Genomic DNA, 18,056 nt, shown 5'->3' on the forward strand with positions numbered 1-18,056 from the left:
CGGATATTATAGTGCGGCTCGTCGATTCCCGTGAAATCGGCGTTGTTTTATGGTTATCGGGCCTCCGCCCGGCCGCGCTGGCCTTGGGCACGATCGGCGCAATATACTAAAGACTACACCGATTCGACTGCACCAAGCAGTAGCGCCTGACGATGCCCCAGCACACCCGCCATCCCCCACGATTCGCCAGCTACCTATGGACCTGCCTGGGCGTACTGCTGCTGGGCACGCTCGCTTTCCTGCTGTACGTCTGGACCGAGCTGCGTGTCGACCGCGCCAACGAGCTGCGCTACCACTCCCGCTCCATCGTCGACGAACTGCGCCAGTCGTCCGACGACCTGACGCGCATGGCCCGCACTTATGTCATCACCGGGGATGTCCGCTACCGGCTGCATTATCAGGAAATCATCGACATCCGAGACGGCCTGCGGGCCCGCCCGCGCGACTATGAAAACGTCTACTGGGATCTGGTGACGGGATCGGATCAACGCCCACGCGCCCGCGGCGACGCCATCCCGCTGCTGGACATGATGCGCCGGGCGGAATTTACACCGGCCGAGATGGCGCTGCTGTCCGAAGCCAAGCGGCGCTCGGACCTGCTGACCGGCATCGAACGCGCAGCCATCGCCGTGCGCGACAGCACCGTTTCGGAGCCGCTGCAACTGGCCGCCGCCGTGGCCGCGCTGCATGACGCCGCCTACCACCGGGCCAAGGCCGATATCATGCGGCCCATCGCCCAGGTCAACGCCAGCGTCGACCAACGCACGCTGACCGGCGTGCAGTCGGCGGCCGACCAGGCGCGCCTGGCCCGCGTAGTGTTCATGCTCATCACACTGCTGCTGGTGGTACTGCTGTGGCGCGCCAAACGAAGCCTGGACGCCGCGCTCGGTTGCAGCGTCGCCCAGTTGCGGACCGGCATCGAGCGCCTGGGCCGGGGCGAATTCAGCGAGCCGCTGATGGTCGCGCCCAAGGCCGAGAACAGCGTCTGGGGCTGGCTGGCGGAGACGCAGCAAAGCCTGGCGCGGCTCGACGGCGAACGCACTGCGGCGCTGGAGCGGACACAACGGGTCAGCCGCCTGTATTCGGCGCTCAGCCTGTGCAACCAGGCCATCGTGCGGTGCGGCACCGAGCGCGAACTGTTCGAGCAGCTGTGCCAGGCGGTGGTCACGCACGGCGGCATGAAGATGGCCTGGATAGGTGCGATAGATCAAGAAGCCGGCAGCGTGACGCCGGTCGCGTGTGCCGGGAATGGTACGGAATACTTGCAAAACCTGCAATTGTCGCTGGACGCCGCCGTGCCGCAGGGACGCGGCCCGATCGGCCTGGCCTTCCGCAGCGGCGAGCCCTATTGGTGCCAGGACTTCGTCAACGCGCCGGAGACGGCGAACTGGCACCAGACGGCGGCGCGCTACGGCTGGGCGGCCTCGGCCGCGATCCCGCTGCGCTGCAAGGGCCGCATCGTGGCCATGTTCTCGCCCTACTCCAGCACCGTCCACGCCTTCGACGACGAAGTACGTGCGCTGCTGCTGGAAATGCAGCGGGACATGGAGTTCGCGCTGGAAAACTTCGAGCACCGGGCGGCCCGCAAGCACGCCGAGGAGCGCATGCAGTACCTGGCCCAGTTCGATCCGCTCACCGGCCTGCCGAACCGCGCGCAGTTGCAGGAGCACGCACACCACGCGCTGGCGCTGGCGCGCCGCAAGCACGAATCGGTGGCGCTGATGATGCTGGACCTGGACCACTTCAAGGACATCAACGACTCGCTGGGGCACAGCACCGGCGACGAGCTGCTTTGCGAGCTGGCCAGACGCCTGCGCGCCAGCCTGCGCGAGCAGGACATCGTGGCGCGACTGGGCGGCGACGAGTTTATCTTCATGCTGGAGTCGCTGCGGGCGGACGAAGCGGCCGAGGTGGCGCGCAAGCTGCTGGAGTTGATCGACCAGCCGGTCCGCGTGGGTCCGCACGACCTGAAGGTGACGGCGTCGATCGGCGTGGCCATGTACCCGGCCGACGGCGCCGACCTGGAAACCCTGCTGCAGAGGGCCGACGCCGCGATGTACCAGGTCAAGCAAGGCGGCCGCCACGGACTGCGCTTCTTCACCGCCGCCATGCAGCAGCGGGCCGCGCGCCACCTGCAGCTGGTCAACGCCTTGCGCTACGCGCTCGAGCGCGAACAGATGCACGTGCTGTACCAGCCGCAGATATCGCTGAAGAACCGGCGCATTGTCGGCGCGGAGGCGCTGCTGCGCTGGAGCACCCCGGAACTAGGCGTGGTGTCGCCGGCCGAGTTCATCCCGGCCGCCGAGGAAAGCGGCTTGATTCAATCCATCGGCACCTGGGTGCTGCGCCAGGCCGTGCGCCAGGCGCGGGCCTGGCTGGACCAGGGGCTGCCGCCCATCGTCATGGCGGTCAACCTGTCGGCCATCCAGTTCCGCAACGGCGAACTGCCGGAGCTCATCTCGCAGATACTGGAAGAAGAAAGCCTGCCACCGGAATACCTGGAACTGGAACTGACGGAAGCGGTGGCGGTACACGACCCGCAAGGCGCGATCTCGATCATGAACAAGCTGCACGAGCGCGGCGTGCGCATGTCGATCGACGATTTCGGCACCGGTTTCTCGTCGCTGAGCCATCTGAAGAAGTTCAAGGTCTACAAGCTGAAGATCGACCAGTCCTTCGTGCGCGACATCAGCACCGACGCCGAAGACCGGGCCATCGTCAGCGCCATCATCAACATGGCGCGCAGCCTCGGTTTGCAGACCATCGCGGAAGGGGTGGAGACCGCCGAGCAGCAGGCCTTCCTGCGCGGCCAGCATTGCGACGAGATGCAGGGCTACTACTTCAGCAAGCCGGTGTCGCCGGCGGCGTTCCAGCAGCTGGTGCTGGAATCGGTCGCCAGGAATATCTGATCAGCAGGCCGCGTGGTTGACGGTGATCACGTGGATCGCCAGGCCGCCCAGCGAGGTTTCCTTGTACTTGGCCTGCATGTCGGCGCCGGTCTGGCGCATGGTTTCGATCACTTCGTCGAGGCTGACGAAGTGGGTGCCGTCGCCCTTCAGCGCCAGCGAGGCGGCGGTGATCGCCTTGACCGCGCCCATGCCGTTACGCTCGATGCAGGGAATCTGCACCAGGCCGCCGATCGGATCGCAGGTCATGCCCAAGTGGTGCTCGATGCCGATTTCCGCCGCGTTCTCGATCTGGGCGTTGCTGCCGCCCAGCGCCGCCACCAGGCCGGCCGCCGCCATCGCGCAGGCCACGCCCACTTCGCCCTGGCAGCCGATTTCCGCGCCGGAGATCGAGGCGTTACGCTTGCACAGCATGCCGATGGCGGCCGCCGTCAGCATGAAATTGCGCACGCCGGTGACCGGGTCGCTCGGTTTGCAGTCTTCCGCGTAGTAGCGCAGCACCGCCGGGATGATGCCGGCCGCGCCGTTGGTCGGCGCCGTGACCACGCGGCCGCCGGCGGCGTTTTCCTCGTTGACCGCCATCGCGTACAGGCTGACCTGGTGCAGCGCGTCGTGCGGCAGGTCGTTCGAGCGGTTGTCGGACGCCTTGGCGTCGCTGGCCTGCTTCCACAGGTTGGCGGCGCGGCGCTTGACGTTCAAGCCGCCCGGCAGCTGGCCCGGCGTTTCCAGGCCATGGGTGATGCAGTCGCGCATGACATGCCAGATCTTGTCGATGCCGGCGTTGACTTCGTCGTCGGTGCGTTTGACGTTTTCGTTCGTGCGCAGCATCTGCGGGATGGTCAGGCCGGTGCGTTCGCCATGGGCCAGCAGCTGGTCCATGGTGTCGAAGGCGAACGGAATCGCGGCGGCGGGCGCGCTGCCCACCGTCGGCGCGGCCTGGTGGGCCTCGCCCTCCTCTTTAATAAAGCCCCCGCCCACCGAGTAGTACACCTTGCTAAAGGTGCTGCCGTCGGCGCGGGTCAGTGTGAAGCGCATGCCGTTCGGGTGTTCGGCCAGCGATTCGGCCATGTGGAACACCAGGTTGACGCCGCGCTTGAACGGCACCGTGCGGGTGCCGAGCAGGCGCAGTTCGCCGGCCGCTTCGGCTTGCGCCAATTGCGAGTCGACGCTGGTCGGCACCACGTCCTGCGGGGTTTCGCCCATCAGGCCGAGGATCACCGCCTTGTCGGTGGCGTGGCCGATGCCGGTCAGCGCCAACGAGCCATACAGCTCGGCGGTGACGCCGGTGACGTCGTCCAGCGGAGCGCTATCGAGCAGAAAACGGCGGGCCGCCACCATCGGTCCCACGGTGTGGGAACTCGACGGCCCGATGCCGATTTTAAACAGGTCGAATACGCTCATGTCCATCAGTTGTCTCGCTTTTTATAGTGTGTTTTATGGTGTTCTTGATTACGCGGCTTTGCCCAGGTGGACATCGACGTTGGCCAGCATGTCGGCGACCATCTCATCGACGCCGATGCGGGCTTTCCAGCCCCAGTCGGCGGTGGCGGTGGCGTCGTCCAGGCTTTGGGGCCAGGTGTCGGCGATGGCCTGGCGGCTGTCCGGTTTATAGCCGATCTTGAAGTCCGGCAGCGCGCGCGTGATCGCTGTGGCCAGCTGCTCCGGATTAAACGATACGCCGGCCACGTTGTAGGCCGAACGCACCTTCACCTGCGCCGCCGGCGCGTCCATCAATTCGATGGTGGCGCGGATCGCATCGGGCATGTAGATCATCGGCAGCGTGGTCTGCGGGCCGAGGAAGCATTCATAACGCTCGCCGCGCAGCGCCGAGTGGAAAATGGCGATCGCGTAGTCGGTGGTGCCGCCGCCCGGCGGCGATTTAAAGCTGATGATGCCTGGGTAGCGGATCGAACGTACATCGACGCCATACTTGATGAAGTAGTACTCGCACAGGCGTTCACCAGCCAGCTTGCTGATGCCGTAGATGGTGGTCGGATCCATCACCGTGGTTTGCGGCGTGTTGACGGCCGGGGTGTTCGGGCCGAAGGCGGCGATCGACGAAGGCCAGAAGATGCGCAGCGGCTTGCCGACCACGCCGCGCTCACGCGCCACTTCCAGGATATTCAGCAGGCCGTCCATGTTCAGCGTCCAGGCTTTCAGCGGCGCCGCTTCGCCGGTGGCCGACAGCATCGCCGCCAGCTGGTAGACCTGGGTGATGCCCTCGTCGGTGACCAGCGCCGACAGCGCGACCTTATCCAGCACGTTGAGCGTGGTGTAGCGCGCCGCGTTGTACAGATTGGTCGGGCTGATGTCGGCGGCGATGACGTTCTGCGCGCCGTGCTGGGCGGCCAGCGCCTCTACCAGCTCGCTGCCGATCTGACCATTGGCGCCGATGACGAGGATGCGTTCTTGGGTATTCATATTATTGTTCCTGACGATTTTCATGTTTAGTTCTTCAGCAGGCCGAGCTCACGGCCCGCCTGTTCGAATGCTTTGAGCACGGTTTCCAGCTGCTCGCGGGTGTGGGCCGCGGACAGTTGGACACGCACACGCGCCTGGCCCATCGGGACCACGGGGTAGAAGAAGCCGCTGAGCAAAACGCCCAGCTCATACATTCGTGCCGCGAATTTCTGCGCGACTGGCGCATCGAACAACATGACAGGAACTACGGGGTGCGTACCCGGCTTGATGGTGAAGCCGATACGCTCGATCTCCTTGCGGAAGAAGGCGGTGTTTTCGTGCAGGCGGTCGCGCAGCTCGGTCGATTCCGACAGCTTTTTCAGCACGGCCAGCGAGGCGCCGGCGATCGACGGCGCCAGCGTGTTCGAGAACAGGTAAGGACGCGATTTCTGGCGCAGCATGTCGATCACTTCCTTGCGCGCCGAGGTGAAGCCGCCCATCGCGCCGCCCAGGGCCTTGCCCAGGGTGCCGGTGATGATGTCGATGCGGCCCATGACGTTGTGGTGCTCGTGGGTGCCGCGGCCGGTCGCGCCCATGAAGCCGGAGGCGTGGCACTCGTCGATCATCACCAATGCGCCGTATTTGTCGGCCAGGTCGCAGATCTTGTCCAGCTGGGCGATGGTGCCGTCCATCGAGAACACGCCGTCGGTGACGATGACTTTGTGGCGCTTGTCGGCGGCCGCTTGCAGCTGCGCTTCCAGGTCGGCCATGTCGTTGTGGGCGTAGCGGAAGCGCGCTGCCTTGCACAGGCGGATGCCGTCGATGATCGATGCGTGGTTCAGCGCGTCCGAGATGATGGCGTCGTTCTCGTCGAACAGCGGCTCGAACACGCCGCCGTTGGCGTCGAAGGCGGCAGCGTACAGGATGGTGTCTTCGGTGCCGAGGAACTTGGAGATCGCCTGCTCCAGCTGCTTGTGCACGGTCTGGGTGCCGCAGATGAAACGTACCGACGACAGGCCGTAACCATACTTCTCGGTCGCCTCGATGGAGGCTTGCGCCACCCATTCCTGGCCGGACAGGCCCAGGTAGTTGTTGGCGCACATATTGATCAGCATTCGACCATCTTCGCTCGTCACTTCCGCGCCCTGGCGCGAAGCCAGAACGCGCTCTGGCTTGTAGAGGCCCTGCTCGCCCAACTGGTCGAGGTTTTGCTGCAGGCCGCTGAAGAAGGTGGTTTTAGCTGGAATGGTCATGATGGGTCCCTGTGTGTGGTACGATTTCACCGCAATTACACTGCTTTATGCGAAATCCGTTATGTCGAACTCAAATTCAATATATCGAATTTTACAGAACGACAGTGCACTGCGCAAGCCATGCGCGCGCAGCGATTCACTTGAAATTTAGCCTATCTGCCGAATAAAACAATGAAAACACCCGTTTCGACGAATGCACCTCCAGAAGTCGGCGCCGCCCTGCAGCGGTTGCGCCTGGCCCGCGGCCTGACACTGGAAGATCTGTCGCGCATCGCCGGCGTCTCCAAGTCGATGCTGTCGCAGATCGAGCGTGAAAAGGCGAATCCGACCATCGCCATCACCTGGCGGCTGGCCAATGCGCTAGGCGTGCAGATCGGCGAGTTGCTGGCGACAGCCGAGCGGCAGACGGAGACCGTCCGCGTGATCGAGGCGCACGAAATCCCCACCCTGCCCGGCCATCACGCCGGCTATGTGCTGCGCATCCTGGGGCCGCTGGAACTGGCCAGCAAATATGAGTGGTATGAACTGACGCTGGCGCCGGGTGGCGAACTGGCCTCACAGGGCCATGATCCGGGCGCGCAGGAGCACCTGACGCTGCTGCACGGTTCGGTGGAGGTGGAGGTCGGCCCCGACAAGAAGAAGCTGAAGCTGGGCAGCACGGCGCGCTACCCGGGGGACCAGCAGCACATCATCCGCAACGTCGGCAAGACCGAGGCGAAGGCGCTGCTGGTGGTGATACACCGCTGATTACTTACCCCGCACCGCCAGGCGGGGTCTGACCCCATACGGGGTCAGACCCCTAAGCGGAACGGCATGCGTATCGCGAAGGCATACGGGTTCTACCAGTTCGATTCACGCTCCGGCGTGGAGCTGATGCGGTGGATCGACAGGTCGGCGCCCTGGAACTCTTCTTCCGGGTCCAGGCGCAGGCCCAGCGTGGCCTTCAGCACGCCGTAGATGGCAAAGCCGCCAGCCAGCGCGATGACCACGCCCAGCAAGGTGCCGCCCAGCTGCGCGGCCAACGATACGCCGCCGATGCCGCCCAGCGCCTTCTGGCCGAAGATTCCCGCCGCGACGCCACCCCAAGCGCCGCACAGGCCGTGCAACGGCCACACACCCAGCACGTCGTCGATCTTCCATTTGTTTTGCGCCAGCGTGAACATCCAGACAAACACCGCGCCCGCAATGCATCCGGTGGCCAGCGCGCCCAAAGGGTGCATCAGGTCGGAGCCCGCGCAGACGGCCACCAGGCCGGCCAGCGGGCCGTTGTAGGCAAAGCCGGGATCGTTCTTCCCCATCAGCAGCGCGACCAGCGTGCCGCCGACCATCGCCATCAGCGAGTTGACGGCGACCAGGCCGTTCATCTTGTCCAGCGCCTGCGCGCTCATGACGTTGAAGCCGAACCAGCCCACGGTTAAAATCCACGCGCCCAGGGCCAGGAAAGGAATCGACGACGGCGGATGGGCGGCGATGGCGCCGTTCTTCATATAGCGTCCGCGGCGTGCGCCCAGCAGCAGCACTGCCGGCAGCGCGATCCAGCCGCCCACCGCGTGCACCACCACCGAACCGGCGAAGTCGTGGAACTCGGCGCCGAATGCCGACGCCAGCCATTCCTGCACGCCGAAGCGGTGGTTCCAGACGATCCCCTCGAAGAAGGGATAGACCAGGCCGACCAGCAGCGCGGTGGCGATCAATTGCGGGTGGAAGCGCGCCCGTTCGGCGATCCCGCCCGAGATGATCGCCGGGATGGCGGCGGCAAACGTCAGCAGGAAGAAGAATTTGACCAGCTCATAGCCGTTCTTGGCGGCCAGCACCTCGGCCGAGGAGAAGAAATTGACGCCATACGCGATGCTGTAGCCAACGAAAAAGTAAGCGATCGTCGATACCGCGAAATCCACCAGGATCTTGACCAGCGCGTTGACCTGGTTTTTCTTGCGCACCGTGCCCAGTTCCAGAAACGCAAAGCCGGCATGCATGGCCAAAATCATGATGGCGCCAAGCAATATGAACAATGCGTCGGCGCCGTCTTTGTATCCACCCATCAAAATATCTCCCCAAAATAATGCAAAAATTGACAACGAGCACTGATAAAAGCAAGTTTCGTTCCAATTTGGTGCAAATTTTAAGTGCTTGATTTCAAGGTGTTTTTATTTTGTGCATGAAAATGCACCAAGGCCGTGCGCACCGAAATAAGGCGTCATTTTGGTGCGCACGGGATGGGCAGGTCAGATCGGTGCGCCGGGCGGGATAACCGGCATGGTGCGCAGTTTGACGCTGCGCGGATCGGCCAGGTAGGCGGTGATCAGCCCCGCCGCCTGCTTGCGGCTGTCGGCGGTGACGCCTTTGCCGGGGTTCTTCTGCAACCATTGCGCCAGCTCGCGCGCGGACTGGCGCACTTCCGCGTCGACCTGCGGATGCAGCTTGCCGCCATCGAGCAGATTCAAGGTGGCGTCGATCACCACCCAGTTGGCGGCCAGCTGCACCGCCTCGCCGCCGGCCACCGAGGCCGGCACCGACTCGCGCTTCCAGGTCTTCTGCAGCAGCAGCGACAGCACTTCCTGCACGCCCGGCTGCTGCGCATCGCGCGCGTGCTGCCAGGCGACGCGGTTGATGCGGGCCGGGTCGAGCAGGAAGCCGGCCGTCTGCGCGGCGCCCGCTTCGGCGATCGAGAACGCGTCGAACACGGTATCCATGCGGGTGGCGAAGTATTCGCGGCTGCGTTCATGGCCCATCGCCGGCGGCGTCAGGATATCGAGTACGCCGGCTGGCAGCGCAAGGTATTCGGCGCGCAGGCTGTCTGCCAGGCGGTTCAGGGCCTGGCGCTGGACGGCCGCCGGCGTCGCCTTGATGCCTGCCTTGGCCAGGCCGGCCTTGACATCGCCGCTGCTGGTGTAATCGAAATCGCCGCCGCCGACCAGGCGCGCCAGTGCTTCGCCCTGATAGCGTTGCAGCAGGTAGACCGGCACCAGCCGCGCCTCCAACTCGCCGATCTGGCGCGCATCGGGCAGCACGTCGACGGAGAAGGTTTGCAGCGCGCGCTGGCGCACGGCGCCCAGCTGGTCCCAGGTCTTGATCGAGTCCGGACCGAAGTCCCACAGCAGGCCATCGGGATGACTGGAGCCGGGCGAGCGGTCGTCCTGGTCGCTGGAGTACAGCATGCCGGCCGCGCGCGCGTCGGCGCGCAGCTTGGCCAGCGCGGCCTGCTCTTGCGCGCCGCTGCCGAAATCGCCGTAGATGTATTTGACGATGTAGTCGTCCCAAGGACCGACGCCGACGCCGTAGGCATCGGCGATATCGACGTTGCCCTTGGCGTCCAGCTTGAGGATGGGGTGCGGGTAGTCCATCACCGAGCCATTGCCCATGCGGCTGGCGGCGAAGTTGTGGGCGAAGCCCAGCGTGTGGCCGACTTCATGCGCGGCCAGCTGGCGCAGGCGCGCAAGCGCCATGGCCTCGGCCAGTTTCTGCTTGTCGGCCGGCGCGTTCTTGCCGTACGGTGCGAGCAGGCTTTCGGCGATCAGGATGTCCTGGCGCACGCGCTGGGAGCCGAGCGTGACGGCGCCCCGGATGATCTGGCCGGTGCGCGGATCGGCCAAAGCGTTCCCGTAGGACCAACCGCGCGTGGCGCGGTGCACCCAGTGGATCACGTTGTAGCGGACGTCCATCGCGTCCACGCCTTCTGGCAGCAGCTCGACGCGGTAGGCGTCCTTGAAGCCGGCCTTCTCGAAGGCGCTGGCCCACCAAGAAGCGCCGGCGATCAACGCCGAGCGCACCGGCTCCGGCGCGCCGCGATCGACGTAGTAGACGATAGGTTTCTTGACGGTGCTGACCGCCGCCGACGGATCGGTCTTCTCAAGGCGGTGCCGTACCTGCCAGTGCACGTCGATGCTGCTGGCGAGCGGCGTGGCGAAGTCGTAATAGCTGGCGTCGAAGCCGCCGGAATATGGATGGTAGCTGCGCGGCTGCCAGCCGCCTGCCTGTGCACCAGCCGCGGGCAGGCGTACCATGCTGATGCGCTGGCGCAGCGACAGGCTGCTGGCGTCGGCCGCGACCTGGCGCACGTACTCCGCTTGTCCGGGGCCGGCAAAGGTCAGCAGCGCTTCCAGTTCGACGTTGTCGGGGAAGGCTTTGGACTGCTCCGCCAGCACCGCGCTGCGCGCGGCATCGACCTGATATGCGCCCTGCTTGGCGGCAGTCAGCCGCGCGCCGACGCCGTGCCGGTCCGCCAGCAGGAAGCTGGAGAAGTCGATCAGATGACGTTCGCCTTCGCTGGCGAGAATTTCGCCCGACCACAGCACGCCGCTGGCGAACGATTCGGCGACGGCGGCGCGTTCGTCCTTGTCCGCCGAGGCGGCGATGAAATTGGTATTTTCCTGCACCAGGAACAGGCGCGCGCCGTGTCTCTCAAAATGCACCATGCGCATCTCGCCCGGCTGGCCGCGATCCAGGCCGACGTCGTTCGAGCCCAGTGCATAGGGCAAGGAGCTCAATAGCAGAAAGGGCTGGTCCAGCGCCGACACGGACAGCAGCACCCTGCCCTTGTCCGTATCGCGCCACAGGTCGATGAAGCCCGGCTGCGATTGCAGGCCGCGCGTGACATCGGCGATCTTCTTGACCGAAGGTGCGGGCGCACCTTCGGCGGTTGCCGCCAGCGCCGGCGCCACCGGCGCCATGCCCAGCATCAGGATGGCGCACAGCAGCGGCCCGGCGACTGGCGCGGCCCTCACTGCTGGCCTGCCGCTTTGACGGCTTCCGTAGCGCCATCCATCTTCAGCGCGCGACTCAGGAAGCCCCAGCGGTCCGCCACTTCCTCGATTTGCTTGGTGGTCGGCTTGCCGGCGCCGTGGCCCGCCTTGCTATCGATGCGGATCAGGATGGGCGCGGCGCCGGCCTGGTCGGCCTGCGCGGTCGCGGCGAACTTGAAGCTGTGCGCCGGCACCACGCGGTCGTCGTGGTCGGCGGTGGTTATCATGGTCGCCGGGTAGCAGGTGCCCTTCTTCAGATTGTGCAGCGGCGAATACTTGACCAACGCCTTGAACTCGTCGGCGTTGTCGGATGAACCGTAGTCCGACGTCCACGCCCAGCCGATGGTGAATTTATGGAAGCGCAGCATATCGAGCACGCCCACCTGCGGGATCGCCGCCGCGAACAAATCCGGACGCTGCGTCATCGCCGCGCCAACCAGCAGGCCGCCGTTGCTGCCGCCGCCGATGGACAGCTTGGCCGGCGACGTCACCTTGTTTGCGACCAGCCATTCGGCCGCGCCGATAAAGTCGTCGAACACGTTCTGCTTTTGCAGCTTGGTGCCGGCCGCATGCCACGATTCGCCGTACTCGCCGCCGCCGCGCAGGTTGGCCATCACGTAGACGCCGCCCATTTCCAGCCACGCCAGGTTGGCGACCGAGAACGATGGCGTCAGCGAGATATTGAAACCGCCGTAGCCGTACAGGTAGGTCGGATTGCTGCCATCGAGCTTCAGGCCTTTTTTCGAGACGATGAACATCGGCACCTTGGTGCCATCGCGGCTGGTGAAGAATTCCTGGCGGGTTTCAAACGCGCCCGGATCGAAGTCCACTTTCGGCTGGCGGTACACGCTGCTCTTGTTGGCCTTCAGGTCGTAGCGGTAGATGGTGGTCGGCGTGGTGAAGCTGGTGTACGAATAGAAGGTCTCCGCATCGCCGCGCTTGCCGCCGAAGCCGCCGGCCGAACCCAGGCCTGGCAGCTCGAGATCGTGCAGCGGTTTGCCTTTCAGGTCGAATACCTTGACCAGGCTGTGGGCGTCGCTCAGGTAGTCCACCAGCAGCTGGTTGTTGACGATCGACGCCGACACCATGGTGTTGGCGGTTTCCGGCACGATCTGCTTCCAGTTCAGCACACCCGGCTTGCGGGTGTCGATGGCGACGATGCGGCCACGCGGCGCATTGCGCTCGGTGCGGAACCAGAACACCATGCCGTCGTTGCCGATGAAGTTATACGACGCGTCGAAGTCCTCCAGCAGCGGCACCACCTTGGCGTCCTTGCGCGACAGGTCCTTGTAGTAGACGCGGTTCTTGTTCTCGGTGCCTTGCGAGGCGGTGATGATGAGGAAGCGGCCATCTTCGGTCACTTCGCCGCCGAAGCCCCAGTCCTTGTGGTCGGGACGGCCGTAGACCAGCGTGTCCGCGCTTTGCGGCGTGCCGATCTTGTGGAAGTACAGCTTCTGGAAGTAGTTGACGTCGGCCAGCTTGGTCGCTTCCTTCGGCTCGTCGTAGCGGCTGTAGAAGAAGCCGGAACCGTCGTGCAGCCATGCGGTGCTGGAGAACTTGACCCACTTGATGTGGTCCTCGATGTCCTTGCCGCTGTCGATGTCGCGTACCTTGATCTCGTTCCAGTCGGAGCCGGAAGCGGCGGTGCTGTAGGCGAGGTATTTGCCGTTCGGGCTCACCGCCAGGCCGGCCAGTGCGACGGTGCCGTCGGCGGCCAGCGTGTTCGGATCGAGCAGCATGCGCGGCACGTCGGCCAGCGTCTTCATCGTGTACAGCACGGACTGATTTTGCAGGCCATCGTTACGGCTGTAGAAATAGCGGCCGCCTTCCTTGAACGGCACGCTGAAGCGCTCGAAGTTCCACAGCTTGGTCAGGCGGGTCTTGATGGCGTCGCGGCCGGGAATCTGCGACAGGTAATCCTGCGTCAGCTTGTTCTGCGCGACGACCCAGGCGTGGGTCTCGTCGCTGTTGGCGTCTTCCAGCCAGCGGTAGGGATCCGCCACTTTGACGCCGTGATAGTCGTCGGTCTGGTCGACGGTGCGGGTGACAGGATAGTTCACGCCCGGCCCGGAGGCGGCGCAGGTTTGGGCGGAGGCGCTGTGCGCCATCAGGACGGCGGCGGCCAGTGCCGCGCATTTCAAATGCTTCATGCGAAAGTCCATAAAATCGAAGAATATTCGGAAGCGGCAGACCGGGCTACGGCGCCGCCGGGGATCAATGACACCAGTAACCACAACGCGTCACGCGGTCGATCATAGCTTGATTTGTGACAAATAAGCAATGATAGGAAAGCGGTATCGGCGTGTTTTATTCGGCGCGCAAAATAGTGTCCGTGCTGACGACACGCACGTCATGCATCTGGTTCAGGTATGCCTCCAGATAGCCTTTGTGCGACGCACCGACGACGACCAGGGTGCGGCCGCCCGGCTGCAAGGCGGACGCCTCGCGGATGTTAGAGGCCATGCGCAAATTGCGCGTTTCCCAGTAGCTGACGTAGCCGCGGCCGAAATGCTGGGGCGACGGCTCCTCCAGCGCGGCGCCGAAGTCACTGCGGAAGACCTGCTCCGCCGCCCCGGCGGCATTGAACGCGCGGTACATCGCCAGCACGCCGGCAGGTGTCGTCAACCCGGCGCGCAATGCATCATCCTGGCGCTTGCGCGTCGCATTGAACGGGTTATCCCACGCTTTCATGATCGCCGCGCCGTAGGCTTTTTCATCGGCGATGTTGGCGTCGGACGTATGGTCATCCATCGGGTACACCCGCTCATGCCCGCAGCGTGCCGCGAGCGGGGCAGCAATCAGATAATCCTCATTGCGTTTTTGACGCAGCTTGTCCAGGATCTCCACCAACTTGTCATTCAGGCCGTCGCCGGCGTGCCGCTCGTCGGCCGGCAGGCGTAGCCATTGCACCGTTGCGGAGGCGGGTTCGCCGGCCGCCAGGAACAGCGATGCCAGCTTGCGCCGCTGGCCTGCAGTCGGCGTCGCCGGCCAGGCGGCCAGCGTCCGCTCCACTTGCGCGGTGGCGGCGGGTACGTCAAGGCCGGTGGCGCTGGCGGCGGGCGCCGGGTCCCAACAATAAGACTTGACCGTGTCGTCGTAGCGCTCAGGGTAGCTGCGCAGGAAAGCGCACTGGGACCCGGACAGCGCCTCGATGGCGATGGCCTTGGGTTGCCAACTCGCGAGGCGGTCCATCAGTAGGCTCAGATTGGCGGGATCGAAGGACTTCGGCAATTGCGACAGATGGGCGGTGCCAAGCACCAGCAGCTCGTTCGGCTGCCCCCTTTGCAGCTTGAATGCGGCAGGAGTGAATGTCGGGCCGGGCGATTCAGCGGCGCCAACGTTACCGTTAAACACGGCAGCAACAAAGATACCGGCGAGCAGACGCTGCATGGAGCCTCCTGAAATAAATGGAATCGCGCTAGCTTAAGGAGACTGGGGAATGACGGAACAGACTATGCGACGTACCGCAGATTTAGCCGCCCGAAATGCAAATTTCCGGGATGGGGCAGCATCCGGGTCACCGAACATTCAGCCGCCCATATCGACTTCGCTGTAGGTCGGCGTCGCGTGGGCGATCGGCGCCTGCCACTTTTCCAGCCAGGCGATCAACTGGTCGCCGGGGATCGGACGGCTCATGAAGTAGCCCTGCCCCTGGTCGCAACCCAGATCGGCCAGCAGGCGCCATACGGCCTCGCTCTCGATGCCCTCGGCCACCACGCGCAAGCCCATGTTGTGGCCAAGGTCGATGGTGGAGCGGACGATCTTGGTGTCGCCGATGTCGTTCTCCATGTTCAGCACGAAGGACTTGTCGATCTTCAGCTCATTCACCGGCAGCCGCTTGAGGTAGGCCAGCGACGAATAGCCGGTGCCGAAATCGTCGATCGACAAATCGACGCCCATGGCGCTCAGGCGCTCCAGCGTGTGCTGGGCGCGCACCGGGTCGTCCATGATGGCGCTTTCGGTGATCTCCAGGCAGAACGAGCCGGGAGCGAGCTGGTAGCGCGCCAGCGTTTCGGCGAACTTGGCCGGCAGGTCCTGGTCCAGCAGGTCGCGGGTGGACAGGTTGACCGACACCTTGAGCGGATAGCCCTTGGCCGCCAGCTCCTGGCACAGCTCCGCCGACTTGTCCATCACCCAGCGCGTCAGCACGCGGATAAAGCCGGTCTGCTCGGCGAATGGAATGAACTCGTCGGGGAACACGTTGCCGCGCTCCGGGTGCACCCAGCGCACCAGCGATTCCATGCCCACCACCTCGCCGGTATCGAGCTTGATCTTCGGCTGCACGTGCAGGCGGAACTCGTTGCGTTCGATGGCGTTGCGCAGCTCCGTCAACAGCGACAGGCTCTTTTCGCTGGACTTGTCCATCGCCGCGTCGTACACCACGGCGCCGTCGTTGCGCTGCTTGGCGGCGTACATCGCCACTTCGGCCATGCTCAGCAAAGCCTCGCCGTCGTTGCCGTGCGCCGGGTAGCCGGCGATGCCCAGGCCTGCGCCGATGTCCACCGTCTGGTCCTCCAGCGACAGCGGCGTCTCCAGCGCCTGCAGGATCTCGGCCGCCACGCGCTGCGCGGAATCGAGGTCGGATGCCGGCAGCAGCACCGCGAATTCGTCGCCGCCCAGGCGCGCCACCTGCGCCGACGACTGCCGGCGATTGGCCAGCAACAGCTGCAGGCGGCCCGCCACCTGGCGCAGCAAGGCGTCGCCGAAGCTGTGGCCCATCACGTCGTTGACGTGCTTGAAGCGGTCCAGGTCCATCATCAGCACGAACACGGTTTCCTCGCGCCTGGCGGCATTGGCCAGCGCATCGTTCAGCAGCAGCACGAACTGCGCGCGGTTCGGCAGGTTGGTCAGCGTGTCCCAGTAGGCCAGGCGACGGATCTCCTGTTCGCGCTTGGCGATCCCCTCGCGCATGGCGTCGAAGGCATGCGCCAGCGCGCCGATTTCGTCTTCGCGGCTGGTGTCGATCTGCCCCTTGTAATCGCCCTGCTCCAGGCGCCTGGCGGTGACGGCCAGCTCGCTGATCGGCTGCGCGATGCGCTTGGCGGTGAATACGATGGCCAGCGCCGAGATCATGATGCCGCCCAGCGTCAGGCCGATCAGCCAGCGTTCGAGGCGGCCGTATTCGGCGGTCGCCTCGTCGATCGAGCGGGCCAGCAGGACGTTGGCGGTCTGGCCGCCATCCTGGCCGATCGCCAGCAGGCGCGCGCTGTACTGGCCGGCCGACAGCGTCAGGTCGAACGGGCCGACCGGCGTGCCGGGCAAGGTTTGCAGTTGGTCGACCACGCTCTGCGTCACCGGGGCGGAGAAGGTCGAGCCCACGGCCAGCCATTTGCCCTGGGCGTCGCGGGTCAGCACGGCGGTATCGAGCGCGCTGATTTCGCGCATGTCGCCGGCCAGTTGGCGGTCGATCGGGAAGGTCATGACGATCCAGCCGATCGTCCTCGGCGCCAGGATCGGCATGACGACGATCTGGTACGGCCGGTGCTCGACGATGGCGATGCCGCTGGCGCCCACAGAAGATTCGGCGGCATCGAGCATGCCGCCGACCTGCTTCTCCAGCGCCGCCGCCTGGCTGTTGTTGGTGGCGACGCTGATCTTGCGGTCGGCGTTGATCAGCATCGACAGCGAGGCCTTGATACGCTTGCCGCTGTTGTCCAGCGCGGAGAGGATGGTGCCGCGATCGTTCTCGTCGTTGTTGCCGATGGTGGCCACGAAGGCGGTGTCGCGCGCCAGCAGGCGGGCGCCGAAGCGCAGGTTTTGCGCGTTCTGGTCCAACAGGCGGCGGAACACCTTGGAGCCGTTGCCCAGTTCACTGCTGATCGACAGGCGCGCATTGTTGTCGATGCCGCGCTGGATCACCAGCAGGCCGATCACCTGCACGGCCACGATCAACACCAGGAACAGTGTGACGATACGGCTCTCCAGGCTGCGGAAGCGCATGCGCATGCTCGGCCTATCCCTTAAAGAGTGGTCGACGACGGGTCGTCGGCCACGATCGGTTTCATCGGCAGCTTGAAGGCGGCGCTGGCCGGCGCCTCGCCCGCCTTCACCGTCACCACCTGCTCCGGCGTGGCGCCGCCGACCGTGTTGTAGTGCCAGGCCTTGACCACGTACTTGCCGCCGGCCGGCAGCTCGATGCGGGCGGCGCCGGCGGCGTCGGTCTTGGCGAAATACGGCGTATCGACCACTTTGACATAGGCCAGCATCTTGTCATGGATATTGCAACCGAGCACCACCGTGCCCGCCTTGTCGAAGACCTGCGGCGAGGCCGACTGGCCGGAGTACAGCTTCTGGTCGAACTTGTGGGCCGGCGAGAACGAATAGATGTGGTGCCGGACCTTGTCGTTATTCGGGAAAAATATCTTGGCGCCGGTCTGCACCACGCTCACCAGGGGTACGAATTTCAAGCCCTTCTGCTCGATTTCCGCCGTGGCCGGCGCGCGCCCGCCGGCCGCGCCGCTTTCCGGCTCGACATAGACCACGGTGTCGGCCAGGGCCTTGCCGCCGGCGTCCTGCACCTGCACCGTGACGCCGGTGGCGCCCGCGCTTGCCGTGCTCAGCAATAACAAGGTCGACAGGGTCTGGCGGAGGGCGTGACGGTGCATGGGAAGCCTGGTCTCGATAGTTGTACAGCTTAGATTGTAGCGCGTGGGCAATAATCTACGGCGCGGTTTTTCACAGTATGCCGCAGATTATTTCCACACGTCATTATCCGGTCACAAAAGCACATTAAGATCGTACAGTTAAACCGACTT

11 protein-coding genes are annotated in these 18,056 nt (G+C 64.8%); 2 read left to right on the plus strand and 9 right to left on the minus strand.

From position 1 onward, the window contains the following. Window positions 1–152 precede the first annotated feature (152 nt). A complete protein-coding gene (locus tag RUGAMON1_RS12860; protein WP_445230873.1) occupies window positions 153–2,909 on the plus strand; it encodes a bifunctional diguanylate cyclase/phosphodiesterase in 2,757 nt (918 codons plus the stop codon). On the opposite strand, the gene RUGAMON1_RS12865 is transcribed toward RUGAMON1_RS12860, so the two are convergent. From RUGAMON1_RS12865 to kbl, 3 genes are read right to left on the minus strand one after another with little or no spacing between them, the layout of a single operon-like run. After that, window positions 2,910–4,313: an L-serine ammonia-lyase gene (locus RUGAMON1_RS12865; RefSeq protein WP_445230874.1), complete on the minus strand. Its 1,404-nt coding sequence runs from the start codon at window positions 4,311–4,313 to the stop codon at window positions 2,910–2,912. A gap of 42 nt (window positions 4,314–4,355) precedes the next feature. Beyond that, window positions 4,356–5,327 carry an NAD-dependent epimerase/dehydratase family protein gene (locus tag RUGAMON1_RS12870; protein WP_445230875.1) on the minus strand — a complete coding sequence of 324 codons (972 nt, stop codon included), beginning with the start codon at window positions 5,325–5,327 and terminating at the stop codon, window positions 4,356–4,358. Window positions 5,328–5,353: 26 nt separating this feature from the next. Beyond that, entirely contained in the window at window positions 5,354–6,559 is a 1,206-nt protein-coding gene (kbl, locus tag RUGAMON1_RS12875) for a glycine C-acetyltransferase (protein ID WP_445230876.1), read from the minus strand. 171 nt (window positions 6,560–6,730) lie between these two features. On the opposite strand from kbl, the gene RUGAMON1_RS12880 reads away from it, so the two are divergent. After that, on the plus strand, window positions 6,731–7,306 hold the full coding sequence (locus RUGAMON1_RS12880) for a helix-turn-helix domain-containing protein (RefSeq protein ID WP_445230877.1): 576 nt from the start codon (window positions 6,731–6,733) through the stop codon (window positions 7,304–7,306). Between the two features lie 92 nt (window positions 7,307–7,398). Here the strand turns inward: RUGAMON1_RS12880 and RUGAMON1_RS12885 are convergent, their stop codons facing one another. From RUGAMON1_RS12885 to RUGAMON1_RS12910, 6 genes are all read right to left on the minus strand, one after another. Next, window positions 7,399–8,601, minus strand: a complete 1,203-nt coding sequence (locus RUGAMON1_RS12885) for an ammonium transporter (RefSeq protein ID WP_445230878.1) — start codon at window positions 8,599–8,601, stop codon at window positions 7,399–7,401. Window positions 8,602–8,784: 183 nt separating this feature from the next. Continuing rightward, entirely contained in the window at window positions 8,785–11,283 is a 2,499-nt protein-coding gene (locus RUGAMON1_RS12890) for a zinc-dependent metalloprotease (protein WP_445230879.1), read from the minus strand. Then, entirely contained in the window at window positions 11,280–13,451 is a 2,172-nt protein-coding gene (locus tag RUGAMON1_RS12895; protein WP_445230880.1) for a prolyl oligopeptidase family serine peptidase, read from the minus strand. Before RUGAMON1_RS12895 ends, RUGAMON1_RS12890 begins: the two co-directional genes overlap by 4 nt. Before the next feature lie 157 nt (window positions 13,452–13,608). After that, on the minus strand, window positions 13,609–14,691 hold the full coding sequence (locus RUGAMON1_RS12900; RefSeq protein ID WP_445230881.1) for a DUF5694 domain-containing protein: 1,083 nt from the start codon (window positions 14,689–14,691) through the stop codon (window positions 13,609–13,611). A 138-nt stretch (window positions 14,692–14,829) separates the two neighbouring features. After that, window positions 14,830–17,247, minus strand: coding sequence for a putative bifunctional diguanylate cyclase/phosphodiesterase (locus RUGAMON1_RS12905; protein WP_445230882.1), 2,418 nt, complete (start codon window positions 17,245–17,247; stop codon window positions 14,830–14,832). 14 nt (window positions 17,248–17,261) lie between these two features. After that, window positions 17,262–17,906: a methylamine utilization protein gene (locus RUGAMON1_RS12910; RefSeq protein WP_445230883.1), complete on the minus strand. Its 645-nt coding sequence runs from the start codon at window positions 17,904–17,906 to the stop codon at window positions 17,262–17,264. Window positions 17,907–18,056 lie beyond the last annotated feature (150 nt).

It is taken from the genome of Duganella rhizosphaerae, assembly GCF_040364205.1.
In the GTDB taxonomy this organism is placed as follows: Bacteria; Pseudomonadota; Gammaproteobacteria; order Burkholderiales; family Burkholderiaceae_D; genus Rugamonas; species Rugamonas rhizosphaerae.